General features: G+C 59.0%; 27 protein-coding genes. 14 read left to right on the forward strand and 13 right to left on the reverse strand.

Features of this window, described 5'->3' with window-relative positions:
- Positions 1–147 precede the first annotated feature (147 nt).
- Genes ccoS through ccoG form a run of 4 tightly spaced genes read right to left on the reverse strand, consistent with a single transcriptional unit; the run spans position 148 to position 4,644 of the window.
- Positions 148–291, reverse strand: coding sequence for a cbb3-type cytochrome oxidase assembly protein CcoS (gene ccoS, locus ICI42_RS19835; RefSeq protein WP_188166349.1), 144 nt, complete (start codon positions 289–291; stop codon positions 148–150).
- Positions 288–2,588, reverse strand: coding sequence for a cation-translocating P-type ATPase (locus ICI42_RS19840; RefSeq protein ID WP_188166350.1), 2,301 nt, complete (start codon positions 2,586–2,588; stop codon positions 288–290). Before ICI42_RS19840 ends, ccoS begins: the two co-directional genes overlap by 4 nt.
- A complete protein-coding gene (locus ICI42_RS19845; protein WP_188166351.1) occupies positions 2,585–3,088 on the reverse strand; it encodes a FixH family protein in 504 nt (167 codons plus the stop codon). Before ICI42_RS19845 ends, ICI42_RS19840 begins: the two co-directional genes overlap by 4 nt.
- The gene (gene ccoG, locus ICI42_RS19850; protein WP_188166473.1) at positions 3,085–4,644 is read right to left on the reverse strand and encodes a cytochrome c oxidase accessory protein CcoG; all 1,560 of its coding nucleotides are present in this window, start codon (positions 4,642–4,644) and stop codon (positions 3,085–3,087) included. Before ccoG ends, ICI42_RS19845 begins: the two co-directional genes overlap by 4 nt.
- Before the next feature lie 128 nt (positions 4,645–4,772).
- Here ccoG and ICI42_RS19855 point away from each other — a divergent pair, with 128 nt between their 5' ends.
- Together ICI42_RS19855 and ICI42_RS19860 are read left to right on the forward strand one after the other, a co-directional pair.
- Positions 4,773–5,183, forward strand: coding sequence for an SRPBCC family protein (locus ICI42_RS19855; protein ID WP_188166352.1), 411 nt, complete (start codon positions 4,773–4,775; stop codon positions 5,181–5,183).
- The gene (locus ICI42_RS19860; RefSeq protein WP_188166353.1) at positions 5,183–5,539 is read left to right on the forward strand and encodes a VOC family protein; all 357 of its coding nucleotides are present in this window, start codon (positions 5,183–5,185) and stop codon (positions 5,537–5,539) included. Before ICI42_RS19855 ends, ICI42_RS19860 begins: the two co-directional genes overlap by 1 nt.
- Positions 5,540–5,629: 90 nt before the next feature.
- Here the strand turns inward: ICI42_RS19860 and ccoP are convergent, their stop codons facing one another.
- From ccoP to ccoN, 4 genes are read right to left on the reverse strand one after another with little or no spacing between them, the layout of a single operon-like run.
- The gene (gene ccoP / locus ICI42_RS19865; RefSeq protein WP_188166354.1) at positions 5,630–6,499 is read right to left on the reverse strand and encodes a cytochrome-c oxidase, cbb3-type subunit III; all 870 of its coding nucleotides are present in this window, start codon (positions 6,497–6,499) and stop codon (positions 5,630–5,632) included.
- Between the two features lie 3 nt (positions 6,500–6,502).
- Positions 6,503–6,658, reverse strand: coding sequence for a cbb3-type cytochrome c oxidase subunit 3 (locus tag ICI42_RS19870; RefSeq protein WP_188166355.1), 156 nt, complete (start codon positions 6,656–6,658; stop codon positions 6,503–6,505).
- A gap of 9 nt (positions 6,659–6,667) precedes the next feature.
- Positions 6,668–7,399, reverse strand: a complete 732-nt coding sequence (gene ccoO / locus ICI42_RS19875; RefSeq protein WP_188166356.1) for a cytochrome-c oxidase, cbb3-type subunit II — start codon at positions 7,397–7,399, stop codon at positions 6,668–6,670.
- Between the two features lie 12 nt (positions 7,400–7,411).
- A complete protein-coding gene (ccoN, locus tag ICI42_RS19880) occupies positions 7,412–9,028 on the reverse strand; it encodes a cytochrome-c oxidase, cbb3-type subunit I (protein ID WP_188166357.1) in 1,617 nt (538 codons plus the stop codon).
- Positions 9,029–9,103: 75 nt separating this feature from the next.
- On the opposite strand from ccoN, the gene ICI42_RS19885 reads away from it, so the two are divergent.
- Positions 9,104–9,694, forward strand: a complete 591-nt coding sequence (locus tag ICI42_RS19885) for a hemerythrin domain-containing protein (RefSeq protein ID WP_230980457.1) — start codon at positions 9,104–9,106, stop codon at positions 9,692–9,694.
- Between the two features lie 5 nt (positions 9,695–9,699).
- Here the strand turns inward: ICI42_RS19885 and ICI42_RS19890 are convergent, their stop codons facing one another.
- Entirely contained in the window at positions 9,700–10,425 is a 726-nt protein-coding gene (locus ICI42_RS19890; RefSeq protein ID WP_188166358.1) for a Crp/Fnr family transcriptional regulator, read from the reverse strand.
- Between the two features lie 157 nt (positions 10,426–10,582).
- Here ICI42_RS19890 and hemN point away from each other — a divergent pair, with 157 nt between their 5' ends.
- A complete protein-coding gene (gene hemN / locus ICI42_RS19895; protein WP_188166475.1) occupies positions 10,583–11,932 on the forward strand; it encodes an oxygen-independent coproporphyrinogen III oxidase in 1,350 nt (449 codons plus the stop codon).
- Positions 11,933–13,635: 1,703 nt separating this feature from the next.
- Here the strand turns inward: hemN and repC are convergent.
- The 3 genes from repC to repA form a co-directional block, all read right to left on the reverse strand.
- Positions 13,636–14,961: a plasmid replication protein RepC gene (gene repC / locus ICI42_RS19900; RefSeq protein ID WP_230980458.1), complete on the reverse strand. Its 1,326-nt coding sequence runs from the start codon at positions 14,959–14,961 to the stop codon at positions 13,636–13,638.
- A gap of 157 nt (positions 14,962–15,118) precedes the next feature.
- Positions 15,119–16,162, reverse strand: a complete 1,044-nt coding sequence (repB, locus tag ICI42_RS19905) for a plasmid partitioning protein RepB (RefSeq protein WP_230980459.1) — start codon at positions 16,160–16,162, stop codon at positions 15,119–15,121.
- Positions 16,159–17,373 (reverse strand): plasmid partitioning protein RepA, encoded by a 1,215-nt coding sequence (gene repA, locus ICI42_RS19910; protein WP_188166359.1) that lies wholly within the window; start codon positions 17,371–17,373, stop codon positions 16,159–16,161. The genes repB and repA overlap by 4 nt, the downstream gene beginning before the upstream one ends.
- A 482-nt stretch (positions 17,374–17,855) precedes the next feature.
- Between repA and ICI42_RS19915 the strand changes: the two genes are divergently transcribed.
- The 3 genes from ICI42_RS19915 to ICI42_RS19925 are packed head-to-tail and all read left to right on the forward strand — an operon-like array spanning position 17,856 to position 19,740.
- Positions 17,856–18,536 carry an energy-coupling factor ABC transporter ATP-binding protein gene (locus tag ICI42_RS19915; RefSeq protein ID WP_188166360.1) on the forward strand — a complete coding sequence of 227 codons (681 nt, stop codon included), beginning with the start codon at positions 17,856–17,858 and terminating at the stop codon, positions 18,534–18,536.
- Positions 18,530–19,183, forward strand: coding sequence for an energy-coupling factor transporter transmembrane component T family protein (locus ICI42_RS19920; RefSeq protein ID WP_188166361.1), 654 nt, complete (start codon positions 18,530–18,532; stop codon positions 19,181–19,183). Before ICI42_RS19915 ends, ICI42_RS19920 begins: the two co-directional genes overlap by 7 nt.
- Positions 19,180–19,740 (forward strand): biotin transporter BioY, encoded by a 561-nt coding sequence (locus ICI42_RS19925; RefSeq protein WP_188166362.1) that lies wholly within the window; start codon positions 19,180–19,182, stop codon positions 19,738–19,740. The genes ICI42_RS19920 and ICI42_RS19925 overlap by 4 nt, the downstream gene beginning before the upstream one ends.
- Before the next feature lie 25 nt (positions 19,741–19,765).
- Here the strand turns inward: ICI42_RS19925 and ICI42_RS19930 are convergent, their stop codons facing one another.
- Positions 19,766–20,671: a LysR family transcriptional regulator gene (locus ICI42_RS19930; protein WP_188166363.1), complete on the reverse strand. Its 906-nt coding sequence runs from the start codon at positions 20,669–20,671 to the stop codon at positions 19,766–19,768.
- A 134-nt stretch (positions 20,672–20,805) separates the two neighbouring features.
- On the opposite strand from ICI42_RS19930, the gene ICI42_RS19935 reads away from it, so the two are divergent.
- From ICI42_RS19935 to ICI42_RS19965, 7 genes are all read left to right on the forward strand, one after another.
- Positions 20,806–21,528 (forward strand): LamB/YcsF family protein, encoded by a 723-nt coding sequence (locus ICI42_RS19935; RefSeq protein WP_188166364.1) that lies wholly within the window; start codon positions 20,806–20,808, stop codon positions 21,526–21,528.
- 59 nt (positions 21,529–21,587) lie between these two features.
- Entirely contained in the window at positions 21,588–21,821 is a 234-nt protein-coding gene (locus ICI42_RS19940) for an acetyl-CoA carboxylase (protein ID WP_188166365.1), read from the forward strand.
- The gene (locus tag ICI42_RS19945; RefSeq protein WP_188166366.1) at positions 21,821–23,185 is read left to right on the forward strand and encodes an acetyl-CoA carboxylase biotin carboxylase subunit; all 1,365 of its coding nucleotides are present in this window, start codon (positions 21,821–21,823) and stop codon (positions 23,183–23,185) included. The genes ICI42_RS19940 and ICI42_RS19945 overlap by 1 nt, the downstream gene beginning before the upstream one ends.
- Before the next feature lie 10 nt (positions 23,186–23,195).
- On the forward strand, positions 23,196–24,071 hold the full coding sequence (locus ICI42_RS19950) for a 5-oxoprolinase subunit B family protein (protein ID WP_188166367.1): 876 nt from the start codon (positions 23,196–23,198) through the stop codon (positions 24,069–24,071).
- A complete protein-coding gene (locus ICI42_RS19955; protein ID WP_188166368.1) occupies positions 24,061–25,032 on the forward strand; it encodes a 5-oxoprolinase subunit C family protein in 972 nt (323 codons plus the stop codon). The genes ICI42_RS19950 and ICI42_RS19955 overlap by 11 nt, the downstream gene beginning before the upstream one ends.
- A gap of 251 nt (positions 25,033–25,283) precedes the next feature.
- Positions 25,284–26,036, forward strand: coding sequence for an ABC transporter ATP-binding protein (locus ICI42_RS19960; RefSeq protein ID WP_188166369.1), 753 nt, complete (start codon positions 25,284–25,286; stop codon positions 26,034–26,036).
- Positions 26,033–26,767 (forward strand): ABC transporter ATP-binding protein, encoded by a 735-nt coding sequence (locus ICI42_RS19965; RefSeq protein ID WP_188166370.1) that lies wholly within the window; start codon positions 26,033–26,035, stop codon positions 26,765–26,767. Before ICI42_RS19960 ends, ICI42_RS19965 begins: the two co-directional genes overlap by 4 nt.

The following is a 26,767-nucleotide window of genomic DNA, read 5'->3' on the forward strand; positions in this document are numbered from 1 at the left end:
TCGTAAGACCGGCGCTGCCCGGGAATTTTGCAATCAGACAGGCCGATGGTTCAGGCCATGTCAGGTACTTGCGGTCGGCCGAACGACGATGTCGAGCTCGGGCCTTCACAATACCTGAACACGAGCCCCTAGGCCTCGACGGAGCAGCTAATCCTCGTCGTCGATAAGAATGCGTTCGGCCGCACCGTCGAGATCGTCGAACTGACCGCTCGAGAGCGACCACAGGAAAGCCGCCAGGCCAAGTCCGCCGAGAAACAGCGCAACCGGCAGAAGATAGAGAAGCATGGTCATACCGGTGCTCCCAAGAGCGTTCCGTTTCCCGTCAAACTATCAGCTCCGTTTCCCGTCGGGCTATCGGATGCCTTCGCGATTCGAGCTGTGCCGCCTGCGCCCAGTCGCAGGCCGTTGGCGATGACGATGACCGACGACAGCGACATAGCAAGCGCAGCGACCAGCGGCGTGACATAGCCAAACAGAGCGATAGGCACGGCGATCAGGTTGTAAACGATGGCGAGTCCCAGATTCTGTCGGATCAGCCGATTTGACCGAATCGCGACGTCGCGGGCCAGCGGCACGGCCAGAAGGCTGTCGCGAAGGAAGACAAAGTCTGCTGCACTCCGCCCGATGTCGGCAGCGGTCGCCGGTGCCATCGAAACATGAGCGGCGGCCAGCGCTGGCGCATCGTTGAGCCCATCGCCGACCATCAACACACGATGTCCAGCGGCCTTTAGCGTCTGCAGCCGCGCGACCTTATCCTCGGGCAACATGCCCGGCGTCGCCAGACCGATATCGAGGCTCTTTGCAATGTTCTCCACCGCATCCGCCCTGTCGCCCGACACCATCTCCGTACCGACTCCGGCCGCCTGCAGCCGATGCACCGCCTCAAAAGCATCTATGCGCAGACTATCCTCGAATGAAAAAGCTGCAAGCAGTTTACCATTGCGTGAGAGGACCGTGCCGGTGGTTGCCGATCCCTCGGCTAAGGCCCACGCCGCCCGACCCAGCCGATAGTGATCTCCGTTGGCTTGTGATTCCATACCGAAACCTGGCAATTCAGTCACACCGTCGAAACGAGGCGCCGTCGCCATCCATCTTATGCCAGCACGATACAACGCCTGCGACAGCGGGTGCCTTGACCGTGCGCCGAGGGCCGCCGCAATGCCCAACTCCTCCGGGTTGACGTTGTCAGCCGTCAGAAGGAGCGGTTGTCCCATCGTCAAGGTGCCTGTCTTGTCGAAGGCGACGCGGTCTATTTCGGCAAGCCGCTCCAGGGCCGAGCCATCCTTCACCATGATGCCGTTTTCGAACAGCTTTCGTGCCGCCGCAACCTGCACGATCGGCACCGCCAGCCCAAGCGCGCAAGGACAGGTGATGATCAGCACTGCAATCGCGATGGTGATGGCATGGTGGAAATCGCCATCGATAAACAGCCAGGCCACGAAGGCCAGAAACGCGGTCAAATGCACGACCGGCGCGTAAAGCGTCGAAGCGCGGTCGGCAATGCGACGATAACCGCCCCTGCCGCTCTCCGCAGCCTCCATCAGCCGCACCATTTCTGCCAGAAACGAATCCGCAGCTGCGGCCGTGGCTTCGATCTCCAGTGCTCCGGTCAGGTTCAGCGTCCCGGCGCGGATCGTATCGCCCGGCGCGACCGCCTGCGGAGCGCTCTCGCCCGACACGATGGCGCAATCCAGTTCGGACCGACCTGCAACGACGACGGCGTCCACCGGCACGCGTTCACCGGCGGCAAGTTGCAGGCGTACGCCCGGCACGATCTCGCTCACCGGCCTGTAGTTGCGAGAACCATCTTCGTCGATCACCGTCGCGCCCCGCGCGGCCAGCCGCGCCAGCCCCTTGACGGCGACGCGGGCGCGTTCTCGCATCATGTGATCGAGCGTGCGGCCGATCAGCAGGAAGAACAGCAGCGAGGCTGCGGCGTCGAAATAGGCATGCGGCCCGCTGGTCGCGGTCTCGTAAAGGCTCAAGCCGAAGGCAAGCAGGATGCCGATCGAGATCGGCACATCCATGTTTGTGCGCCCGTTGCGCACTGCGCCCCAGGCCGAGCGGAAGAAGATGCGCCCTGCAAAGGCCAGTGCCGGCAGAGCGATCAGTGCCGACAGCCAGTGGAACATGTCGCGCGTGGCAGCATCCGCGCCAGACCAGACCGACACCGACAGCAGCATGATGTTACCGGCTGCAAATCCCGCCACCGCAAGCCCCCGTACCAGCTCGGCCATGGTATCGTCGCGTTCCTCATCCCCCGCCTCGAACAGGTGTGCCTCATAGCCCAGCTCGTTCAGCGTTTCCGTCAGCGCCGGCACCGCCGCATCTGCGCGCCAGTCCACGCCAACGCGCTTGGTTGACAGGTTGACGCGCGCGCGCTCCACGCCAGCCAAAGCGCCCAGCGCCCGCTCGACGTTCCTGATGCAGTCGCTGCAGTGGACGCCCGGCACCGAGAGGTCGACATGGCGCAGACCGGCCGGCGAAAGCCTACTCGTCAGGCCGATTTCTTCACGAGACGGCCCCGTAGCGCCGTGGACCGGTATGCCGAGCGCGACCTCAGCGTCGGGTGCGCAGCAAACGGTCATCTGACGCTTCCTTTCACAATCTCGACGCGATGGTTCTCACGGAAGGGACGGCTTGTGCCGCTATCGGCGAAGGCTTGGATATCGACTAGCCAAAGCCCGTCGCCGATTTGAGGTGTGATCGCAAAACTGCCGTCAGCCGCGCGCAACAATTCGAGCGTCATGTCCTCGGCCTCATAGGAGGGGCGGCGAAACATCACTGAAACACCCTCCAGCCGGATTGGGGCGCCCGACGCGTCCAGGAGACGGTAACGCGCAACCCCTCGTTCGAAACTGAAAACCCCTTTCCAGCCCAGCGCGTCCTGCTCGCGCGCCTCCGCGACTTTTTCATTGAACTCCTGGCCTGCAACATAGGAATTCTGCACAACCAACCCGGTCCAGCTTTTCCCGGCAAAGGTGGCCATGGTGACATTGACCCCGATAATGGTGCCGAAGAACAGCGCCATCACCCCAAGCATGTGCCACCCGGTGAAAGTTTTCGGGCGAAAGATATGGCCGATCATCGTGTGGCTCCTGGTGCTAGAAAGGTGGCGCTGTAGGATGCACTCTCGGCGCCTGCCTGGTCCTCGACAACGAACGCAAAGCCCTGCGTCTCACTTGTCACGGCGTCGGCAGCCAGGCGCACATAGACCTTCAGCGTTTTCAGCCGGTCCGGATCGATCAGCATCGTCACCGCGCGCGATTCGGCTTCGGCAACGCCGATAATGCTCATCGTGGCGCCCTCCAGCCCCTCCAGGCTCAACCGCACGGTGCGGGGCTCTGGAATCATGTTCAGCAGCTTGATCGTGTACCCATTGCGGATTCCGCCATCGGAGAGGCGGACGAATTGCGGGTTGCGGTCGTGCAAAACGTTAATCTCCAGTCGGTCGCGGCTGAACAGCGAGACCAGCAGCGCCACGCCGACCAGCGCCCACAAGCCGGCATAGATATAGGTGCGCGGACGGAAGATTTTGGCGAGTCGGAAATGCGCCAGCTTAGCGTTCAGTACGCCTGCCTCGTCGCGCACCCGGCGCGGGTCGATGACCTTCTTTGCGGGATCGGTGGCCACGGCCATATTGGCCTCGTAATCGGCAAGCGTCGCGTAGGAGATCAAGCCACGCTCACGGCCGAGCTTGTCCATCACTCCATCGCAGGCATCGATACACAGGGCGCAGGTGATGCACTCCAACTGCTGCCCATCGCGGATGTCGATACCCATCGGGCAGACGGCGACGCAGGCGTTGCAGTCGACGCAGTCGCCCACTGCGATGCCACCCGCCGCAGCCTTTTTTGCATGGCGCGACCGTGGCTCGCCGCGCCAGTCGTTGTAGGTGACCGTTAGCGAATTTTCGTCGAGCATCGCCGCCTGGATGCGCGGCCAAGGGCACATATACGTGCAGACCTGCTCGCGCATCAGTCCGCCGAACACATAAGTGGTGAAGGTCAGCACCACGACAGTCATATAGGCCACCATGGCCGCCTGCCCTGTCACAAGGTCGCGCAGAAGCACAGGTGCGTCCGCGAAATAGAAAATCCATGCTCCGCCGGTCAGCACGGCAATGACCAGCCAAATTGCATGCTTTGCAATCCGCTTCGATAGTTTGTTCACCGACCACGGTGCGGCATCCAGTTTTATCCGGGCGTTGCGGTCACCCTCCAGCCAGCGCTCCACCACCAGGAACAGGTCGACCCAAACCGTCTGCGGACAGGTGTAGCCGCACCAGGCCCGGCCGACGGTGGAAGTAACGAGAAACAGGCCGATCCCTGCCATGACCAGCATGCCGGCGACATAGAAGAACTCCTGCGGCCAGATCTCGATGGCGAAGGCGTAGAAGCGGCGGTTGGCGATATCGAGGAGCACCGCCTGATCCGGCGCAAATTCCCCCCGGTCCCAGCGCACCCAGGGCGTCAGATAATAGATGCCGAGCGTCACCGCCATAATCAACCATTTGAACTGGCGGAAACGACCGGAAGCCCGCTTCGGGAAAATCTTCTTCCGCTTCTCGTAGAGCGGCTTGCGCAGCTTGGCCGAATTCAGCGGCTCGACGTCGAGAAGCTCGACACCGGACGAATCCGTCATTGTTGCAGGGGTGGGGTTGGCAGTCATGAGGCGCACCATCTTTCGATGCTTCCATGCCCGGCTTGCCATTCCCCCGCCTTGACATAGGTCAACGATGGGTCGAAGCCTTTCGAAAAATGGAGACAGCCATGCCGACTACGACGGCGCGTATCGTCCACGCCAGCATCGAGCGCGACTGGCGCGACGTCTATAGCTTCGCCTCAAAGCCGGAAAACATGCCGCTTTGGGCATCTGGGCTCGCCTCCGGCCTGACCCGGGATGGCGATGACTGGATTGCCGATGGCGGCCCCATCGGCGCGGTTCGCGTGCGCTTCGCACCCGACAACACTTTTGGTGTTATCGATCATACTGTGACGCTTGAGACCGGGCTTGTTGTTGAAAATGCCCTGCGTGTCGTGCCTAATGGCGATGGCTGCGAAGTGATGTTCACTCTACTGCGTCAGCCCGATATGGGCGATGACGCCTTTGAAGCGGATGCCGCCCACATCGCAAAGGATCTGGCGACGCTGAAGTCGCTGATGGAACATAGGGGGTCCTAGTGGGTGACAAAAGTGCGGATCGCAAGATCGACTATATCGAGTTCAACGTCGCCGACATCGGCGCGTCGAAAGCGTTTTACGGCGAGGCCTTCGGCTGGACCTTCACCGACTACGGGCCCGATTATTGCGAGTTCCAGGACGGGCGGCTGACCGGCGGCTTCGCAAAATCAGACACCGTGTCCGCCAAGGGCGGACCGCTGGTCATCTTGTTCGCCACCGACATTGAGGATGCCGAAAGACGGGTCAAGGATGCCGGAGGCGCTATCGTTGCACCTGTCTTTTCCTTCCCCGGCGGCCGCCGCTTCCACTTCGCCGATCCCGACGGCTACGAACTGGCCGTATGGTCGGATAAGTAGCCTTACCTGAACAGGCTTCCGGCGCTGATTCGACATCCTATAACAGTGGTGGGGCCCGCTTGCGTCGCGCCTGCATCCGCCTCGCAGTCCCTATTCGCCACCGCCGAGAGAATGCACGTAGACGGCAAGCTCCTTGACCTTGACGTCGCCTAGCCTCTCACTCCAGGCCGGCATGACGCCATGGCGTGGATGGCGCACCTGCTGGGCGATAGCGGCCTCGCCGGAGCCATAGAGCCAGATCGCGTCCGTCAGGTTCGGCGCGCCGAGATCCTTGTTGCCGACGGCCTTTTCACCATGGCAAGCCGCGCAATTGTCGGCAAAGACCTGAGCCCCCGGCTCCACCAACGAGAGATCGGAGGGCTTGCCTCCCGACAGGCTGTAAACATACGCAGCCACCTCCCGGATCTGGCCAGGTTCGAGAATTTCTCCATAGGCCGGCATCTCGGACAGATGCGTGTCGTCGTCGCCGGCAAAGCGAATGCCATGACCGATGGTCGCGTAGATTTGCTCTGCCGAGCCGCCCCACATCCAGTCGTCGTCATTCAGGTTGGGATAGCCAGCGGAGCCTTCGGCACCCGAACCATGGCACTGCACGCAATTGACCTTGAACGCGGCCGACCCGGACGCGATGGCGAAGTCGCGCAGGCTGTCGTCGGCGAGAATCTCCTCCACGTTCTTGTCAGCGATTGCGGTCACGTAGTCACCGCGCGCCGCTTCCGCCGCATCGAGCTGGCCACGGACATTGCTGCGGCTTGAATAGCCCAAAATGCCTGAGGTAGTGGAATTGATCATCGGCCAGGCCGGGTAAAAGACTGTAAAGCCGATCGCCCAGATGATGGTGGCGTAGAATGTTAACAGCCACCAGCGTGGCATCGGATTGTCGAGTTCTTTGATGCCGTCCCATTCATGTCCGGTGGTCTGGACGCCGGACAACTCGTCTACGTTCTTCTCGTCGCTCACTGGTCAGTCCTCGTCCCTCAGGGGAATTTGCGCGGCGTCGTCAGCTGCCTTTCGTCCGCCAGGACGGAAGGCGAACAACGCGGCGCCGATAAAGAAGAGCAGCATTGCCAAAAGGCCCCAACTGTCGGCGAAGTGCCTCAATGCAGTGTATGTGTCCAAGGCGGCCTCCTATCGGCTTCCCGTGGCTTCGTTGTAGGTGGAAAAATCGACCAGCGTGCCGAGCATCTGCAGATAGGCTATCAGGGCATCCATCTCCGTCAGCGCCTGTGGATTGCCGTCGAAATCGCCAATTTTTGCTTTCGGATAGCGCGCCAGCAGATCGGTCGTATCCGCATCCGGATTGGCCTGCGCATGCATATCAGCATCGGCACTGGCGATCATCTCATCGCTGTAGGGTACTCCGACGCGGCGATTGGCTATCAGGTCGTAGTCTATCCGGCTTACCTTTAACGGGGTCGACTTCAGAAATGCATAGCTCGGCATCACCGATTCCGGCACGACCGAGCGCGGCTCGATGAGGTGCTGGACATGCCATTCGTTGGAATAGCGGTCGCCGACGCGCGCCAAGTCAGGTCCGGTGCGCTTCGAGCCCCATTGGAACGAATGGTCATACATGGATTCCGCTGCCAGGCTGTAATGACCGTAGCGCTCGACCTCGTCGCGAAACGGGCGGATCATTTGGCTGTGGCAGACATAACAGCCTTCGCGGACATAGATGTTGCGGCCGACCAGTTCGAGCGGTGAATAAGGACGCATCCCTTCCACCTTTTCGATAGTGTTCTGCAGGTAGAACAGCGGTGCGATTTCGACGATGCCGCCAATGGTTACGACCGCCAGCGAGCCGATCAGAAGAAGGGTCGCGTTCTTTTCCAGAATGCGGTGCTTATCGAGGATGGACATATCTGGAAACTCCTATTCGGCGGGCTGCAGCTGCGGAGCTGAGCCTGGAATCGGCTCCTCCTCCCGCTGGTGGCCGAGAATTGTCATGGTCACGTTCCAAGCCATGAGGAGCGCGCCGGCGAGGAACAGCAGGCCTCCAAACATGCGGGCAACGTAATAGGGGAACATGGCGGCGACGGTCTCGGCGAAGGAATAGACCAGAAAACCCTGCTCGTTATACTCGCGCCACATCAGTCCCTGCTGGATGCCCGCCACCCACATGGAGGCGGCGTAGACGACGATGCCGAGCGTAGCGAGCCAGAAATGCCAGGACACCATGCGGATCGAGTAGAGCCGCTCGCGCCCCCACAATTTCGGCACGAGGAAGTAGATCGCACCGAAGGTGATCAGTCCGTTCCAGCCAAGAGCGCCGGAATGCACGTGTCCGATGGTCCAGTCGGTATAGTGGCTTAGCGCATTGACCGAGCGGATTGACATCACAGGCCCCTCGAAGGTCGCCATGCCGTAAAAGGCCACAGCCATCACCATCATCCGGATGATCGGGTCGGTGCGGATTTTGTCCCAGGCGCCCGACAGTGTCATCAGTCCGTTGATCATGCCGCCCCACGAAGGCATCCACAGCATGATCGAGAACACCATACCCAGCGTCTGCGCCCAGTCGGGCAGCGCGGTAAAGTGCAGGTGGTGAGGACCAGCCCAGATATAGAGGAAAATCAGCGACCAGAAGTGAATGATTGAAAGCCGGTAGGAATAGATCGGCCGGTTGGCCTGCTTGGGAATGAAGTAGTACATCATGCCCAAAAAGCCTGCGGTCAAGAAGAAGCCAACGGCATTGTGGCCGTACCACCATTGCGTCAACGCATCCTGCACACCGGCGAACGCAGAGTAGCTCTTAGTGCCAAGGAAGGACACCGGCACTGCCAGGTTGTTGACCACATGAAGCATTGCAATGGTGACGATGAAAGACAGGAAGAACCAGTTCGCAACGTAGATATGCGGTTCCTTGCGCGTCAGGATCGTACCGAAGAAGACGATGAGATAAGCGACCCAGACAACGGTCAGGAAGATATCGACATACCATTCTGGCTCTGCGTATTCGCGGCTCTGGGTGATGCCCAGCAGGTAGCCTGTGGCCGCCATGACGATGAACAATTGGTAGCCCCAGAAAACGTACCAGGCGAGATTGCCGCCGAATAGCCGTACGCGCGAGGTGCGCTGCACGACATACATCGAGGTAGCTATCAGGGCATTCCCGCCGAAGGCGAAAATCACGGCCGAAGTGTGCAGCGGGCGCATCCGCCCGAAGTTGAACCAAGGCTCTATGTTGAGATCTGGAAAGGCGAGCTGGGCTGCCACCACCACGCCCACCAGAAGCCCGACTACGGCCCAGAACACGGTGGCTATGACGCCATATCGGATCGGCCCCTCCATATAGACGGAATTGTCGACGGGGCCGGCCGGCCGCATGTCGAAACTGGTGTTGCGCAGCAGCACGATGGCACCGGCGGCCAGCGCGAAAACCAGCACCCACATATGAGACGCGAAAAGGTCGTCATGAGCGAATGCAGCGCCCAGCATCGCCAGAAAGGCGCCCAGGCTAAGCAGGATGATTTCTGTTCCGAATTTCATGAACGACCCCTGGCAAATTGATGCGGGGCCTTGCGAACCCGTCGCGCCCACCCCACCGCTGCAGCAATCCTCCACATGAGCCTGTGCCGCCTTGATCTGAATCAAGGTGAAGGAACGTCATCGCGCCAATTGTGCCGCTACGGCTGCGATTGCGCGCCGGTGATGGACCAATCCATGGTGTCGACTATTTCCACTTCCGGCCCGGGCGGCAGTCGTTCAGAGGCAACCGAGCTACCCTTAGGGGCGCTCGCCGCCATGAAGGGTGCGCACGCCTCAAAGCTTGCCTTGTGCGAGATGCTGGAACAGATCGCCGATTCTCTCCCGAATCGACTGGACCGAGCGCAATGCGAGACGGCGGCAAAACTCTTGACCAGCGCCGTCGCCCGCTTTCACCGTTTCGAAGAGGATATAGTTTTTCCCGTCTACTCCGCCTGCGCAGTTGGAGATAACGGCGCATTGCAGACGGTGGAACGGCTTCGCTTCGAGCATCGCCAGGACGAGGATTTCGCCTTCGAACTCAGCGAGCAGTTGCTCGCCGCCGCGACCGCCAAGGCCTTCAACGCCGAAATGCTTGGTTTCATGCTACGCGGCTTCTTCACTTCCATGCGCCGCCACATCGCTTTCGAAAGCGAGCATGTCATCGCGCGACTGGAGGCAGTGGGCTGACGCCGTCAGAGGTTAGCGCGGTCTTCAAGCCGTTCTAGGCTGAACACAGTCACATGCCGATTGTTCTCCACAGCGATGACACCCTCGGTGCGAAGCTTGGTAATCTGCCGGCTTACCGTCTCGATGGTCAAGCCGAGGAAGTCGGCAATATCGGCCCTCGTTAACGGGAGGTCGAAGACGACTGTCCCTTTGGCCTCGATTTCAGGATCGACGTGACGGGCGATGAGGTGCAGGAAACTCGCGACCTTCTCAGCTGCGGTCTTGCGGCCGAGCGTAAGCATCCAATCGCGCGCTTCGTCCAACTCGTTCAACGCCTGCAAATGCAAGCGGTGACCGAGTTCCGGCGACTGCGCAATCATCCGATCCAGCGCGCGCTTTGGGAAGGCGCAGACGTGCACATCCGTCGCAGCCTCGGCGCGGATCATGTTTTCATCCCGGAATGGACGGCCAATGAAATCCGGCGCGAACTGCAGTCCGACGATCTGTTGGCGCCCATCGGCCATGGTCTTGGTCAGTTTCACGACACCGGACAGGATGTTGGCGTAGCTCTCTGCCGGCTCTGCCTCCGAGACCAGTTCAATCCCACTGTCCAGTGCCTTGCGGGTAGAGGTTTTCGCAAGTTCCTTGAGTTGCTGGGGGTTGAGCGCGCCGCAGACACCGCGATGCCGTGCTTCGCACGCCCGGCAGAGAACAGGAATATCCGAATTGTGTATGTCTAGGCGCGAGGTCATCGTGAAATCCGATCTGATAGCGTTGTTACACGTGCGCGCCTGAAAAAAACCGTGTCAAAGTGTCCAAGGGATATTCACACGTCGATTGTTGATCGAAATCAAGGAAAATATGTTCGCTTCCCATAGAACCCAATCACAATTCTTGGGGTTCGCCATGATCGACAAACGGCTTATTGAAAAATACTCGGTCGCGGTTCCGCGCTACACGAGCTATCCAACGGCACCGCACTTCCACACGGACATCGGTGCACTTGACTATAAGAAGTGGCTTAGCGAGTTGGCAACGCCAACCACCGCCTCCCTGTATATTCATATCCCCTACTGCGACCGGTTGTGCTGGTTTTGCGCCTGCCACACGAAACAGGTAAGGCAATATAGTCCAGTCGCACGCTATCTCGATGCGCTTTTTGCGGAAATCGCTACAGTCGGCTCCGCTGCCGCAGAGCGTCTCACCGTTACCGCCTTGCATCTCGGCGGCGGATCGCCCACCATGTTGGAGCCGACAGATATGTTACGGGTTGGTGAGGCTTTGCGCCGGCGCTTCACCTTCAGCGACGCGGCTGAAATCAGCGTCGAGATGGACCCCAATGACATGGACGAAGCACGCTATGACGCGCTCGCCAGGATGGGCATGACGCGCACCAGCATGGGCGTGCAGGATTTTGACGAGCGCGTGCAAAAGGCAATCAATAGAGAGCAGAGCTTTGAGCAGACCCAAGCGGCCGTCGATGCGGTGCGTGTGCGCGGTGTGCGTTCGGTCAATCTCGACATGCTTTACGGTCTGCCGTTTCAGACACTCGGCACCATAACTGAGACCACCGGAAAGGTTCTGTCGCTCCGTCCCGATCGCATCGCGCTATTCGGTTACGCGCATGTGCCGTGGATGAAGAAACATCAGACTATGATCGACGAGGCTGCTCTGCCGAACGTCTTTCAGCGCTTCGAACAGGCTACTCGCGCTGCCGAAATGATCATCGCCGATGGCTACATCCCGGTCGGCATCGATCATTTTGCTCTGCCGGGAGACACGCTTGCCCAGGCCGCGTGCAACGGCACAATGCGCCGCAATTTTCAGGGCTACACTGTAGAACTGGCGGAGGCGTTGATAGGTCTCGGCGCCTCCGCCATCGGGCTATTACCTCAAGGCTACGTCCAGAACATGCCCGCTACCGGCGAGTACGAGAAATTGGCCCTTTCGGGCAGTCTTGCTACAGTCCGCGGGTTCGCACTTACTGCCGCAGACCGTATGCGCGCTTGGATCATCGAAAGGCTTATGTGCGATTTTTCTTTTTCGCGCTGCGCTCTACTGGCGCAGTTTGGAGACGCTGCTCGTCCTCTCATCGTGGAGGCGGAGCAGCTGGTCGGCACCGACCGAGACGGTCTGATCGTCAAGGCGGGCAATCGCTACGTGGTCACGCCGCAAGGCCGCATCTTTATCCGCTCGATCGCCGCACACTTCGATGCCTATCTCGGACAAGGTAGCGGACGCCATTCTGTCGCTGTGTGATCGAGCGGTTTCATCGCCAATTTGTTGATCAAACCGCACAGCCTGTCGATGACCTAGAATGTCCGATAAACCTGGCATCGGGGAGCTTTTCCGGCCAAGGGCCTGACCCTATCGACTTATTTACCGCATTGCGCGGGCATTGCAAAGTCGCCGACGAGATATCGTGCCAACAGCTCGCAATAGAATTCCGATGACCCAAGACGCGTTATCGGACATCGCAGATGCGGATACCAATGGCTTGAGCCTTCTTTGGCAGCCTCAACGTCATGCGAATGTTAGATCATGGAGGATATCGTTTAGATTGGCGGAAAGTGTCCTACGGAACCCTTTCAGCGGTCTACGCCGACTGCGAAGCCCAGCCGCCGTTTGACTCGGCTGCCTACCATACTACGATAAACCTGCTTCCATCGTTGCTGCCTTGGACGCTTGATCTATTCCGCTAGCCCTTGCGTGAGCTTTGCATCGAGGCGTTATAGACAAGATACGCAAGGCAATCATCGCATGTTCGCGAGATCCGGCTGCGAGGTCAGGATTTCACCGTTGTTAATCTGTAGCGGCTGTCGCTAGGGCGACTAGATAGCTCGGAGTTCGAGATAGGCGCTAACGATTCGTTCAAAACAGCTTTACGAACGACGCCGTTCTATGGCTTATCAATACGCTGGTGGCTACAGACTCAGGCGCTTCACGGTCAGCTAGGATATCGAAGCCGTCGCGTCGACGTTGCCAGAGCACGCTATTCGCCGCGTTGTACTTAGGAAGGTTCGTGCGCGCGGACGGTGGCGTCGCTTACTCGCCATTCTCTGGCGCAGGGTTCCCATCAATAGTCGCGTCATGCCGGATTTCACTACGCGAAGGCTTGTCCCCCAGCCCACGACGGAAAAGGGCAGCCAAGGCACAAATCATCCGCTAGATATTCGGCCGCCTCGCCGCGCTTATGCAGACCGAACGAAACGTCGCCGACATCCGCACGGCTGGACCGCTTACCGAGGAGCTCGCCGCTCCCGTCGCGTGGTCGCAGACAAGGGCCAGGGCTACGACAGCTCCTGCACAACGACTACGGCGACGGAGATTACGACAATTACCCTTCGGCCCGCTCCGACAGTGAACAGCCTCTACGACAGTCGCTGCTGCGACAGCAGGCTGCTAGGACCATATCCTACTGTCTACGTGTCCGCCGCATGGCGACTTTTATAACAAGCTCGTAGCGGACTTTCACGCGCCCATCGCCCTAGCATCGGCGGTAAGGTTTTGACATGAGGCGGCAATGGCATTCTGCTCTCGTCGGCCGACACGATGCACACAAGCCCGTTAACAACGTCCGCTCATGATTCGAGACCGGGAACTTAAAGAAGAGTGACGGTGGTTGTCACGGGCTCTTTCCGCCATACGGCCGAAGGATGATCGAATCTAAAACCATGATATCCGCAGAGGTAGCGTCGAGCCCGTTGTTGGACTTGATAACAGCTGTTACTTCTCCCCAGACGGGTGATGATCTACGGTCTGCTGCCCCCTCTCCTTGCGCGCGTCGCAGGCGCGGCGCCTTATGCCCACGTCTAATCAAGACGTGGCGGCTGGAGGCGATACATATAACAGCTGTTATTCCACTAGCGAGCCTTTCCAGCGCAGGTCTGCGGCACCTACCAAACAGGCAAGCCACCTCCGAAACACTCTCCCTCAGAACCACAGGGAAGTGCCTGGTGTAATTACAGAACCCTACCTGCGCCGTCTGCATTCGGATCGATAGGCTCTCGCCCACTGACGAATTTGCCTTTCGCGAGGCCATACAAGGTTCGATGGAGCCTTAGACCACCTTCCCTTGCGCGCTCGGTCATCGCTCGAAAATAGCCGTCAGGTCTCGAAATTTGTTCAGGATCCCGCAATGTCTTTTCAAGCACCGTCGCTAGAATTACAGCGCTGCCAAAATGACCCAGTGTACCGACGGCTTGGTCCCAAGCGCCGTCCGTGACCCCAATCATTCGACGCATCGTCCCCGCGGACCCAGAAATTGCCGCGTTCCCGTTGAACTCTACACCAATAAACTGTTGCGTCTCACCGCAGGCAGCTTTTACAAGCGTAGTTGTTACCCCGTGTAAGACGTTTGTTGTCGCTGAGGTTGAGCGGCTGATGTCCGCTACGTGACTAGGATTGGCATCCACGTTTGGCTCACAGCTTTTTTCCGAAGCCGTCTGCAAGGCGGCGCCGTTACTGTTCTTATTGATTTCTTGGGTTGTAATTATATTAGGCCTGACATCGATGTCACCCTCGCCTGACAACTCATGACGTTCAGCTTCGTTCGGTTCTTCAATAGCACGTTCGTAAATGTCGGTTAGTAAGACGGCTTTCTGTGCAGGGTGCATTGATGCATTGATTGCTGCATGGAGCTCTGCACGTATTGCAGCGGCCTCTTCGCCTATGCTTTCACAAACGTCCAAAATCGCCCTGCTCAGCCGCGAGACATCTCGGCTTGCTGCCATATTCGCGTTAACCTCCCGCCGATAAATGTCTACAGCCGCCTTCAGTTCATCGACCCGTGCGCGGGCCGGGGTGAAGTCTAAGCCATACCCTTTATCGATCACTCCATCATCTGAACGATAGACAAACCGCCGGCCGGTAGGGCTGTCGCGATAGGCGAGGATACCGGCCTCGACAAGCCGCTTGATGCAGCGTGTCACCGTTCGCTCCGAACGCATTGTGTATTCCGCAAGCTTGGCATTCGAGATCGCGACAATCGGGCGTCGGCGGCCTTTCCAGTCTTCAGCTTGCGAGAGGCCAAGCAGAATATCCATGATATGATAGGTCGTGCCATCGATGCCGAGGATCGGCGCGGCCTTCTTTAAAAGCACGGCAACTTCTGCCTTGGAAGTATCGGGCAGGTTGTTTGCCATTGCCAACCGGGCGCTGGCTAAAATTCCAGGCGTCACACGGCGGAATGACGCAATGGTCATTTTTTGGGCCATAAATAACCGCTCTACGATCTTTGATCGCAGCTCCATCTTCCTAGTTGGATGAAAGCCAAAAAAATGGCGCAACAAAACGCCTCCTGCCGCAAGGCAAGGCTTGATTGTGCGAGCGGTCCATCATAGAATCAGATTGTTAGAGCTGATGTCGACGGGACCACAACATTCCGTTGGCTGGATTTGAAGGGTCTGTCGACTGCAATCGGCAGACCCTTATCTCTTTCGATAGTCAGCCCATGCTGTCCTTCTCCTCTTTTGTCACGTCGCGAAACTCTTGAACGAGTTGCGGCAATTTTCGCAGCAGCCAAGTGGCCAGGCCGGGTTCCTTGAATTCGGCAATAGAAAGCTGGGTTTGTCGTCCGGTGCGTTTGACGGAAATTGAAAGGCCGCCACCGAGGTCGATTTCTTCAACGCCCGTTGTCCCGACCGCCTTCCGCGTCAAAGCGTTGAATAGCAGCGCAAACTTTTCGTCGCTCGTGGCGGAATGCCATTCGCCCGTCGACGTTATTCTTTCGATGTTGACGCCAGACTCCGTGGCCAGCTTCTGGTCATGAAAATAGCTGCCCAGTTTCTCCCATTTCGGCCTGCCAACGGATGGAGCCGGTCCGATCTTTCGTACTAGATCATGGGGAAGGGCGGACGCCACAGATGTCAGCATCGAGATGTAAACGAGGTTTTGCCCCTCGGCGCGACCAAGCGCCGTAGCGATAGTCTCCCGATCAAAACCCTTCTCCCGCAGCGTAAGGGCGAAGAAGGCTTGTTCTATAAAGGACAGGTTGGCGCGCTCGGTATTCTCTACGCCTTGCGCAATAATCAACTCCTTGTCCGATAAGTCTCGGACGATCGCTTTTACCCGCCGCCCCAAAATCTGACAGGCCCTTAGTCGGCGATGTCCGTAGGCAACCTGATAGTAGCCAGGTTTGTTGGCCAGCGGGCGGACCAAGATGGGCAATTTCTGGCCGGCCTCTCGCAAAGCCTCGACAAAAACAGTGAATTGTGGGTCACCCTCCAGGTCGAGCCTATCCTTTACAAAGGATGGGACGACATGCGTCGCCTCCAATTCAACGACTGCCTCGGCGTTGACCAACTGCTCGCGCAACCGCTCATTGTCCTCCTCGATTGACACGAAGGCCCGGTCCATCGACTTCACGGCGCCCGACGACACCTTTCTCTCCTGCACGGCAGGGGAGGGGAGGTGCTTTGCCAGTTCGGTGGCATCGACATTCCCGAAGAGATGCCGCATCCGATCGTTACGTTGCTTTGGGCTGTTCATGTGCGCCCCCAGACCGATTTGATATGATTGAAGATTTCCGCGTTGACCGCATCAACCGATTCAAGTGCCCTGTTGAGGGTGTCGCGTCCGACGCTGCCCTTGGCCATCTCGTACAGGCTTTTCTTTTCGAGCCCGGCATTGGCGATGGCCGTGGTGTCGACAACGACGGGCGCGAGAACATCCTCGCCAAAGAGGGACCGGAGCAGCGCTACGACATTGACCTGCGGCACATCGTTCGGATTGTGCCGGGTGAGAACATAGCGGATAAAATCGTGTTCGAGCACGCCGCCACGCTCCTCGATGACATGCATGATGTCGCTCATCATGGCCAGGAACTGGTTCATGCTGGCAACATCGATCATGGCCGGGTGAATGGTGATCAGCAGGGACGTCGCTGCGCAAAGCGCGCCGAGGGTAAGATATCCCAATTGCGGCGGAGCATCGATGAGCACCACATCATAGTCGTCCGCAACATCAGAGATGACGGCCCCAAGCCTGCGGAAAAAGATCGCGTCTCCGCGGCCTACACCATCAGCGATGGCCTGAGGAGTTTCGTGTTCGTACTCCATAAGCTCGAGATTGCCGGGCACCACGTCGATCCCAGGAAAATAGCTCTTTCGGATCACGTCACGCAGAGGGCGCCGCTGGTCTTCGTCGTAGCGTATGGACGCATAGATTGTCTGGTTCTCCTCGACGTCGAACTCAGGCTGGTAGCCGAACATGGCAGACAATGACGCCTGGGGGTCAAGGTCGATCGCGAGTACGCGCAGTCCCTGGATTGCGAGATAATGCGCAAGATGGACCGTCGTCGTCGTCTTTGCCGACCCGCCCTTGAAGTTGGCAATCGTCAGAACCTGAAGCTTGTCGCCTCGCTGCCGCTGAGGATGGAAGGAGAAAGCCTCCGATGGACGCTTCTGCGCGAGATGCCTGCGGATTTCATTGATCTGCGCTAAGGTGTAGATGCGTCGGCCATTGTCTTGACGCTCGGGGATGGCGCTTTCGCCATCGAGGGACATTTGTCGCAGCGTTGACTCAGCTATACCCAGAAGCGACGATACCTCCCGCGAGGTGAAGGTCTTCAGCGATTTCATAGCTTCCGGAGGGTACATGCGCGTGCGGATCGACTGCAACTGCGCCGACAGCATCTGAGCTTGCCGCGTGATCTTGTCAGCGGACGACTCTATCGACCTTTTGTGTGCAACCAAGTTCATTCCCACCTCGCGACGGACTTTTGCCGATCATCATGCAATTTCCGTCGCATGACGGTTACGCGATTCTGAAGTTTGGTCAAACGCTCTTTGGTTAACGAGGCGTTAGCCAACTGGAGGTAGGAAATCAGATGGAGAAGAATATCTCAAACTATTCAGGGCCTTAAGGCGATTTTTCTCGTTTCCGGCATGCATCGCTGCCTTGGCGTGAAAATGCGACCTTCATCCTTGGCTCGACCTTTTCAGGGCTAGTGCCGTTTCGACATCGGCTCCACAGCTATAAGCCTTATGATAATAGAATCACGTGAACACATCTCAACGACCCCAGATATGGTCCGTGAGATAGTTGACTTTTTGACCGGAAAGCGGCCCATGCATGCAGCTGAGAGTGCTTAGGGGCGCCGCTAAGACGAGAAGTTACGCAACTAGTCCTTCTAAAGACCAGTACTCAGGCCGATATGGCGTGACATCATTGAGACAATAGCTTGGACATCCTTTTTTCCGACTGCACCGTCCGATTCGGTGCCCGCGTTGCCTTGCATCCGCTATCGCTACGGCTTGAGGGGCGGCGCGTTGGTGTCATCGGTTTGAACGGATCGGGCAAGACCACGTTCGCGCGATTGATCAACGGGCTGACTCTTCCGAACGAAGGACGTGTCACGGTCAACGGGGTCGACATCGCCGCCGAGCCCGAGCGGGCTAGGATGGAGGCGGGATTCGTTTTCCAGAACCCTCAGAACCAGCTGATCATGCCTATCGTATCGGAAGATATCCTGTTTGGGTTGAGGGCGCGGGGGGCAAAAGGCGCAGAGGCGGAAGCACGCATGGCGACGACGCTCAGCCGTTTCGGCATCGAGGCTCTGGAGAGACGCCGTGTACACGAGTTGTCCGGCGGAGAAATGCAGCTTGCTGCGATGGCAAGCGTTTGTGCGCTCCACCCGCGGATTCTTGTCCTTGATGAGCCGACTAACCAACTTGATCTGAGGAACCGCCGACTTGTCCTCAACGCCATCGAAACGATGGATGAGGATGCTGTCGTCATAACGCACGACCTGGATTTCGCTCTGCGTTTGCCGCGTCTTTTGCTTTTCCACGAAGGACAGCTCCTGGCGGACGGTGCACCTGAGGACACGATCGCACTCTACCGAAAGATTGCCGAATGTTGAGCAGCCTTTACGTCCAAGGGCAGGGGCCATTACGCCGGCTTAACGCTGGGTGCAAGCTCGGTTTACTCGCTGTAGCCGGTGCAACTCTATTTTTCATCCATTCACCATGGCTTCTTGGTTTGGCTTTTGTCTTGGCCGCCGCCGTGTATTTTACCGTTGGGCTTCCGCCCCGCGAGGCGTTGATGCGGATTCGCCTGACATTGTATTCGCTGCTCTTTCTCATGGTGCTCAACCTCATCTTTCTGCCTCTGGCAGAGGTGCAGATTCTCACATTGAGGTTTCTAGCCCTTGTTTTTGCCGCTGCTGCGGTCACGGCCACAACGCCGCTCGATGCCATGATGGATGTCGTGAACCGGATTATGCGCCCATTTGAAAAGCTGGGGTTCGTACGTCAGGGGGACGCCGGTCTGACGGTTGGGCTTTGCGTGCGTTTCGTCCCTGAGATATTGGCACGGCATCACGCGCTTGTCGAAGCGCACAAAGCAAGGGGTTTGAAGGTCCGGCCATTGACGCTGCTCGGCCCGTTGATCATCCTTACTTTGAAGCAGGCCGACGATGTGGCCGCAGCAATAGATGCGCGCGGTCTGCGCGGTGCTCAGGCAATTTCGATTTCGTCACAACCCAATGAAAGGCATACTCGTCCATGACCACCCGCGATCTGGCGCTTTCGGCGCTGTTTGCCGCCATCATCATCGTCCTGGGCCTGGTTCCGCCTGTCCCGTTAGGCTTTATCCCTGTGCCTATCACGCTGCAGTCGATGGGCGTTATGCTTGCCGGCTGCATCATCGGGGCCAAGCGTGGCGCGCTCGCTTATGCCATTTTCGTGCTGCTGGCAGCGGCCGGCCTGCCGGTCCTTTCGGGCGGACGTGGCGGTCTGGCGATCCTGATGGGCCCGACGGGCGGATATATCCTTGGCTGGATCGTAGCTGCATTCGTCACTGGACTCATCGCCGAGCGGTTGGTTCGCCAAGACCAGAGCGAATGGCGCCAACTCGGCGGCTTTTTCGCCGCTTCGGTCATCGGGGGCATCGTCGTACTCTATGCCATTGGCATGCCTTGGGTGACAGCGGTCGCAGGAACGCCCTTCTACGCAGTGGCATCCGGCTCGGTAGTGTTTGTGCCTGGCGATCTGCTCAAAGCAGCTATTACCGCTCTGGCGGCGCGCGCCGTTCTTGCCGGCTATCCTCTGTTGCATCGCGCCTGAGACGTCTCGCAACGACGGGCGGCGGTCATCCGCCGCCTCCCATCGTGACGGACATAAACGCTCTGAATGCGGCGGCGGCCGGATCAATGGGTCTTTGGCGTGACCAGGCGAGCCCGACATCCATGCTAGGGATCGGCTCGACCACGCCACGAACTTCGATACGCTGGCCTTCAAGAGACCAAGGCCGGTACACCATATCCGATAAGATTGTCACTCCAATCCCGGAAGCAACGAGAGATCGCACCGCTTCGACGGAGCTTGTTATCAGGACTGGTTTCGGAGCAAGTCCAGCGGCATCCCAATAGCGCGCAGCTGTCGTTCTGGCTTCGTCCACGGTCAGCATAACGTAATCTTCCGCGGCAACGTCGGCCAGGCTGATTTCGGGCTTTCCCAGAAGATGATGGTCGGCCGAAAGCCAAAGCCTTCGGCTCGACCGCATCAAAACTTCCTGGGCAAGCTCGTCGCTATGTTCAAGGTTGGAAACCAGCATCACCGCCATGTCGATGTCGCCGACCATCAGCCCGGTTTCGAGCGCATCGCGCGGCAGTTCGAGAATCTCGACGTCGATCTGCGGATAGGTTTTTCGAAACCGCGCATAATAACGCGACATGTAATAACCTACGACCGTGTAGGTCATACCAAGTTTGAACTTGCCCGCCGGTCCTGCATGCTCACGCAAAGGGCTCCGCACCGCAGCCGCTACCGCGCCGGTTATCACCCGCGCATGGTCGAGAAACCGCGAGCCCTCCATCGTCAACCGTACACCGGCGTGGGTGCGTTCGAAAAGCTTTACGCCCAGATTGGCCTCAAGCATCTTGATCGCCGCTGTGACGGCGGATTGTGAGATATTGAGTTCCACAGCGGCATGGCTAACCTGGCCGCTTTCCGCAGTGGCAATAAAATAATCGAGTTGTTTCAAAGTGATGGTCATTGATGGAACCGGCCGCTCGCGGGTATCTGTTTTTTTGATATCATATTCAATAAACTACTATTTCCCATATGCCTAAAGCTAGGGCAAGTATGTTGCAACGCCGCAAAAGACGGCAATGCACGGGGAATACATGAATGAACGTCACGCTGAACTGTGACATGGGCGAAAGCTTCGGCCTCTATAAGGTTGGTGATGATGCCGGCATGATGCCGATCATCGACGTAGCGAATGTTGCCTGTGGGTTTCACGCATCCGATCCAGATCACATGTTGGCTGCAGTTCGAAGCGCCAAGACCCATGGCGTGAAAGTCGGCGCCCATCCCGGTCTGCCCGACCTTCAGGGCTTTGGTCGGCGCGAAATGCGCATGACGCGCGACGAGGTCCGGAACACCATCATCTATCAGGTTGGCGCGCTCTCCGGGTTCTTAAAAGCCGAGGGTGTGGAACTCCACCACATCAAGCCGCATGGCAGCCTGTATTTCATGGCCATGCAGCAGGAAGCCGTCGCTCATGGCGTGTGCGATGCGGCGGAGATATATGGCGTGCCGCTTTTCGGAATGACGGGCACGATGCACGAGAAAATCTACCAGGAGCGGGGCATTCCGTTCATAGCAGAATTTTATGCCGATCTCGACTACGACAGTTCCGGCAAATTGATTCTGACCCGTGTCCACGATGCCAAGGACCCTGCAGAGATGGCCGAGCGTTGCGTACGCGCTATTAGCAAAGGCGAGGGCACGGCGGAGGACGGCAGTTTCTTCCCAGTTCGTTGCGAGACCATTTGCGTCCATTCCGACACGCCCAACGCTATCGAAATCGCCAAGGCTGTTAGAACCTCCATCGCGCCCTGGCACTGAAGTCGACTGAACCTTACGCCCGCGTTTTTTAGTCCCTCCACAGTTTTCCGGAGCTTATCATGGCCCAGATTCTTTCACCTCTTCCCGGTACATTCTATCGAAGCGCTTCGCCGGACCAGCCGCCGTACAAGGCAGACGGCGATGCCGTCTCGGCAGGAGATGTCATCGGTCTCATCGAGGTGATGAAGTCGTTCCACGAAGTGAAGGCCGAGTCGGCAGGCACCAATATCCGTTTTCTCGCCGACAACGAAGATCCAGTCATGGCCGGCGCACCACTCGCGGATCTCGACTGATGTTGAAAAAGCTTCTGGTCGCCAATCGAGGAGAGATAGCGGTCAGGATCATCCGGGCCGCGCAGGATCTTGGCATCGCCACGGTGGCGGTTTTTTCCGCAGCGGATGCGGAATCGTTGCATGTCCAGATTGCCGATGAGGCGGTAAACATTGGCCCGCCCGCGGCAAAGAAGTCCTATTTGAACATCGATGCCATCCTGCAAGCGGCCAAAGACACCGGCTGCGACAGTGTTCACCCCGGCTACGGCTTCCTTGCGGAAAATGCCGCCTTTTCCGATGCGGTCACAACTGCCGGCTTGGTCTTTGTCGGACCATCCGGCGACGCCATCCGACTCATGGGCGACAAGGTTTCAGCGCGTACGGCCGCAGCTTCTGCGGGTGTTCCGGTGGTGCCTGGCTCGGCCGGAAGGGTTGAAGGCATCGAGGCTGGACGTGATGTGCTGACCGAAACCGGTTTTCCGGTGATGATCAAGGCCGCGGCCGGCGGCGGCGGGCGCGGCATCCGCATCGCCAACTCGCTCGCCGAATTCGAGCAAGCTTTCCCACAAGCCCAGGCCGAAGCGCTCGCCGCATTCGGCGATGGTGGGCTATACATGGAAAAGGTGATTGGCAAGGCTCGCCACATCGAGGTTCAAGTCTTGGCGGACGGCAGCGATGCCATCCATTGTTACGAACGCGAGTGCTCCTTGCAGCGGCGACGCCAGAAAGTATGGGAAGAAGCGCCATCGCGGGCGCTTTCCGATGCACTGCGCGAGGAACTCTGCGCTTCGGCGGTGGCCTTGGCCAAAGCGGTCAATTATTCGGGTGCCGGCACCGTGGAATATCTCTATGACGACGAGGCCGACCGCTTTTATTTCATCGAGATGAACACCCGCATCCAGGTCGAGCATCCCGTCACAGAGGCGGTCACGGGTATCGATCTGGTCGCCGAGATGCTGCGGATCGCGGGCGGCGAGAAGCTGAGGCTTGAGCAAAGCGATATTTCGGTCAAGGGGCATGCGATCGAGGTGCGTCTCAACGCAGAGGACCCTGCACGGGATTTCGCGCCATTCCCCGGGAAAGTTGAGGATCTTCGCATACCCGGAGGCCCCGGCGTGCGGTTCGATTCCATGCTTTATCCCGGCTATCAGGTGCCGCCGTTTTACGACTCGCTGCTGGCGAAGCTGATCGTTCATGCAGAGACGCGCGAGGCTGCGATCCTGCGCCTTACCCGGGCACTCAACGAGCTCACGATCGGCGGGCTCAAGACCACAAAGCCGCTCTTTCTCGGGCTTGCCGCCGATGCGTCGGTCCAGGCCGGGGATGTGCACACACGCTGGCTGGAAGGCTGGCTTACTGAAAACGCTGCTGCGCTGGCAGACTGAAAGGAGACCGATGTCGATACGTTTCAACTTCGGCGGTGACGAACATATCTTCGGCGAAGTGTCCGAAGACATGTCGCTCGCCTCATTCTTCACTGGTCTTTCCATGACCAACGCGGTTCGCTCCGCCGGGATCAAGGGCGTCACGGAAATCTGCCCTGCGAATGCCAGTTTCCAGATCCGCTTCAACCCAGACTTGATCAAGCCGCAGGATTTGCTCGCTGAGCTGAAATCGATGGAGGCGGCCGCGTCCACGTCAGATTCCGTCCTGAAAACCCGGATCATCGAACTCCCGGTTTATTTCCAGGATCCGTGGACGCACGAAACCTGCCTCCGGTTTCGTGAGCGCCACCAGGACCCATCGTCGACCGATCTCGAATATTCTGCCCGTATCAACGGCTATGCCACGGTTGAAGACTTCATCGCCGCCTATTCCGGCCAGCCCTGGTTCGTCTCCATGGTCGGCTTCGTGGCCGGGTTGCCCTTCCTTTATCAGATGGTCGAGCGCCAAAAGCAGATTCAGGCACCGAAATATCTTCGTCCGCGCACCGATACACCGAAGCTGACGATCGGCCATGGCGGCTGCTTTGCGGCGATCTATTCCGTGCGTGGGGCAGGCGGCTATCAGATGTACGGCGTCACTCCGGCACCGATCTATGATCCTGCCATGAAAGTTCGCTATCTCTCCGATGACATGTGCCTGTTCAAGCCAGGAGACATCGTCAAGTTCAAGGCTATCGGGCGCGACGACTACGACGCGACGCTGGAGGAGATCGATGCCAACCGGTGGCAGCCGACGGTCCGCGAGTGCACCTTCAGCCTGACCGACTTCAACCGCGATATTTACGGCACCAATGCAAAGCTGATGGAGCTTATCGATGGCCGTTAAGGTAATCTCTCCCGGCCTCTCAACCTCTGTGCAGGATCTCGGCAGGCCGGGCCACTACCATGTTGGCATCCCTGAGGGCGGTGGCATGGACCGCTTCGCCACGCGCATTGCCAACCTTCTGGTCGGCAACGAGCCTGGCGCAGCACTGCTCGAAGCCACATTCATGGGGCCGGAACTGGAATTTACCCAGGACGTAACCGTTGCCATCACTGGCGGCGAGTTGCCGCCGAAGCTCAATGGCGAGGAACGCCCAACCTGGGAGAGCTTTCCGGTCAAGGCCGGTGACCGGCTTTCCTTTGGCTTCCTCAAGGGTGGTGCGCGCGCCTATATCGCCATCTCTGGCGGTATCGACGTGCCGGTCGTGCTCGGCTCGCGTTCGACCTATATTCTCGGTGCGCTGGGCGGGTATCAGGGCCGTACCTTGAAAGCCGGCGACGAGCTTCCAATCGGAGAAGCTTCCGGGAAATCCGGCCTCTCGCTGCCTGTGAACCTGCGTCGTGCCCAGACAGTTCCGTCGGAACTCAGGATGCTTCCGGGCCTTTACTGGCACCGCATCACCGAGGCGTCCGGCAAGCGGTTTTTCGATGAAACCTGGAAAGTCGCGCCCGAAGCCGACCGCATCGGCTACCGCTTCAAAGGTGGCACACCGCTGGAATTCGTCGAGCGCGAACAGCCCTTCGGCGCGGGCTCCGACCCGTCGAACATCGTCGACGCCTGTTATCCCTACGGATCGGTCCAGGTGCCCAGCGGCACCGAACCCATCGTTTTGCATCGAGACGCGGTTTCAGGGGGCGGCTATATGATGGTGGGTGTGGTAATATCGGCCGATATGGACCTGATAGCCCAGCTCCAGCCGCATACGCCCGCCCGCTTCGTTCCCGTGAGGCTGGAAGAAGCGCTGGCTGCCCGAGCTGATGGCAACGCTGCGCTGGCGCGTGCGGAGGAATACCTGGCCGGTTGATCGAGGCCAGGGGGACTGCCGGCGGAGGAGCCGGAAGGGGAGGGGATCGGTCGGCCAATACCGGCCCTCCGCGCGCTGGAAGACAAAATCGAGCGCGCGAAACGACAAGACTTAAGCCGGTAAACGGCGTGAATTTGGCTAATCGAGCGATCCGCTAGAGATCGCCGGAACCGAAGGGGAATACTCGCAACAAGTCCGGCCGAAAGGCCTGATGCTGTGCGCCTTCCCTCGGCAACAAGAAGGAATGGCGCATGAGTCATCTGAGCGCGGAGAACGTCTCAGTGGCGTTTGCAGGGCTGAAGGCCCTGTCGGCTGTCGACCTGCAGATCACGCCCGGCCGTATCAGCGGCCTCATCGGCCCGAACGGCGCTGGCAAAACCACGCTCGTCAATGTGCTGACGGGCTTCCAGTCGCCTTCGGAAGGGGCAGTCAAGCTCGACGGCGAAGCTTTGGTAGGGCTCAAGCCGCATCAGGTTCGGCGGCGTGGCATCGCCCGTACCTTTCAGGGGGGGCGGCTGTTCCGCGATCTGCCCGTAGTCGACAATCTCGAGGTGACCGGCGTAGGGCTCGGTATGAGCCGGCGCGCGGCAATCGCCGAGGCGGAAGCCATGCTCGACTGGATCGGCATCGCATCGCTGGGCTCACGCATCGCCGGCACCTTGCCCTATACCGACGAGCGGCGGGTAGCCATCGGCCGTGCCCTCATGGGAAGGCCCTCCTACGTCCTGCTGGACGAACCGGCCGCAGGCATGAGCGGGCCGGAATCGAAGGAACTGTCGGCGCTCATCCGCCGCATCGCCACCGACCTTGGCTGCGGTGTTCTGCTCATTGAGCACAATGTCGGGCTCGTGCTCGGACTTTGCGAGCATATCGTCGTTCTCGATTCCGGAGCCATTATCGAGGAAGGCCCCCCGGCATCGATCCGCGACAGCGAAAAGGTGCGCCACGCCTATATGGGCACGGCCGCCAATACCGACCTGCCGGTGCTGGAGGTGATGGAATGAGCCTGCTTGCCCTTTCCGACATCACCATTCGCTATAGCCGGCTCACCGCCGTTCGCGAGGTGTCTTTCTCCATGACCGAGGGAGAAATTCTGTTCATCACTGGGCCGAATGGGGCGGGCAAGTCGTCGCTTCTACGTGCCATCGCAGGGGTTACGCCGGTAGCCGGCGGGAAAATCCAGCTTGCCGGCCAGGACATCACTGGCCAAGCTCCCGAGAACATAGCCCGGCTTGGCCTTTCCATGGTGCCCGAAGGGCGCGAGGTCTTCGGCTCGCTGACGATCGAGGAAAACCTCCTGGTTGGCACTGGCATGCAAACCCGCGACCGAAATTCGCGCGCCCGGACTGCAAGCGACCTGGAAGCTGTCTACACGATCTTTCCGATCCTGAAAGACCGACGCAATGGGCAGGCGGGTCTGCTTTCGGGTGGTCAGCAGCAGATGCTGGTCATAGGCCGCGCGCTGATGACCAATCCAAGGCTCATCGCCATCGACGAACCCTCGCTCGGCCTTGCGCCCAACATCACCGACCAGGTCTACGAGCGGCTGATCGCCTTGCAGGCCCAACGCCAGCTTACACTGCTCATTGTCGAGCAGAGTTCGGCCCGCGCGATGATGGTCGGGGGACGGATGATCCTGATGCGTGGCGGACAGATTGTGCTGGACGGCGACGCGCGAACGCTTGGCAGCGGCGAGGCCATCCAAGCCGCCTATTTCGGCTACGAGGACCACTGA

Source organism: Oryzicola mucosus (assembly GCF_014534685.1).
GTDB lineage: Bacteria > Pseudomonadota > Alphaproteobacteria > Rhizobiales > Rhizobiaceae > Oryzicola > Oryzicola mucosus.

Excerpts from the sequence above, each read along its gene's own strand:
- ccoG (WP_188166473.1), bottom strand. The coding sequence starts at position 4,644 with ATGACGGATTCGTCCGGTGTCGAGCTTCTCGACGTCGAGCCGCTGAAT.
- ccoO (WP_188166356.1), bottom strand. The coding sequence starts at position 7,399 with ATGTCCATCCTCGATAAGCACCGCATTCTGGAAAAGAACGCGACCCTT.
- ICI42_RS19845 (WP_188166351.1), bottom strand. The coding sequence starts at position 3,088 with ATGATCGGCCATATCTTTCGCCCGAAAACTTTCACCGGGTGGCACATG.
- ICI42_RS19925 (WP_188166362.1), top strand. The coding sequence starts at position 19,180 with ATGACCACCCGCGATCTGGCGCTTTCGGCGCTGTTTGCCGCCATCATC.
- ICI42_RS19930 (WP_188166363.1), bottom strand. The coding sequence starts at position 20,671 with ATGACCATCACTTTGAAACAACTCGATTATTTTATTGCCACTGCGGAA.
- ICI42_RS19950 (WP_188166367.1), top strand. The coding sequence starts at position 23,196 with ATGTCGATACGTTTCAACTTCGGCGGTGACGAACATATCTTCGGCGAA.
- ICI42_RS19955 (WP_188166368.1), top strand. The coding sequence starts at position 24,061 with ATGGCCGTTAAGGTAATCTCTCCCGGCCTCTCAACCTCTGTGCAGGAT.
- ICI42_RS19960 (WP_188166369.1), top strand. The coding sequence starts at position 25,284 with ATGAGTCATCTGAGCGCGGAGAACGTCTCAGTGGCGTTTGCAGGGCTG.
- ICI42_RS19890 (WP_188166358.1), bottom strand. The coding sequence starts at position 10,425 with ATGACCTCGCGCCTAGACATACACAATTCGGATATTCCTGTTCTCTGC.
- ICI42_RS19945 (WP_188166366.1), top strand. The coding sequence starts at position 21,821 with ATGTTGAAAAAGCTTCTGGTCGCCAATCGAGGAGAGATAGCGGTCAGG.
- ccoS (WP_188166349.1), bottom strand. The coding sequence starts at position 291 with ATGACCATGCTTCTCTATCTTCTGCCGGTTGCGCTGTTTCTCGGCGGA.
- ICI42_RS19935 (WP_188166364.1), top strand. The coding sequence starts at position 20,806 with ATGAACGTCACGCTGAACTGTGACATGGGCGAAAGCTTCGGCCTCTAT.
- ccoN (WP_188166357.1), bottom strand. The coding sequence starts at position 9,028 with ATGAAATTCGGAACAGAAATCATCCTGCTTAGCCTGGGCGCCTTTCTG.
- ICI42_RS19840 (WP_188166350.1), bottom strand. The coding sequence starts at position 2,588 with ATGACCGTTTGCTGCGCACCCGACGCTGAGGTCGCGCTCGGCATACCG.
- ICI42_RS19940 (WP_188166365.1), top strand. The coding sequence starts at position 21,588 with ATGGCCCAGATTCTTTCACCTCTTCCCGGTACATTCTATCGAAGCGCT.
- ICI42_RS19855 (WP_188166352.1), top strand. The coding sequence starts at position 4,773 with ATGCCGACTACGACGGCGCGTATCGTCCACGCCAGCATCGAGCGCGAC.
- ICI42_RS19885 (WP_230980457.1), top strand. The coding sequence starts at position 9,104 with ATGAGCCTGTGCCGCCTTGATCTGAATCAAGGTGAAGGAACGTCATCG.
- repA (WP_188166359.1), bottom strand. The coding sequence starts at position 17,373 with ATGAACTTGGTTGCACACAAAAGGTCGATAGAGTCGTCCGCTGACAAG.
- repB (WP_230980459.1), bottom strand. The coding sequence starts at position 16,162 with ATGAACAGCCCAAAGCAACGTAACGATCGGATGCGGCATCTCTTCGGG.
- ICI42_RS19920 (WP_188166361.1), top strand. The coding sequence starts at position 18,530 with ATGTTGAGCAGCCTTTACGTCCAAGGGCAGGGGCCATTACGCCGGCTT.
- ICI42_RS19965 (WP_188166370.1), top strand. The coding sequence starts at position 26,033 with ATGAGCCTGCTTGCCCTTTCCGACATCACCATTCGCTATAGCCGGCTC.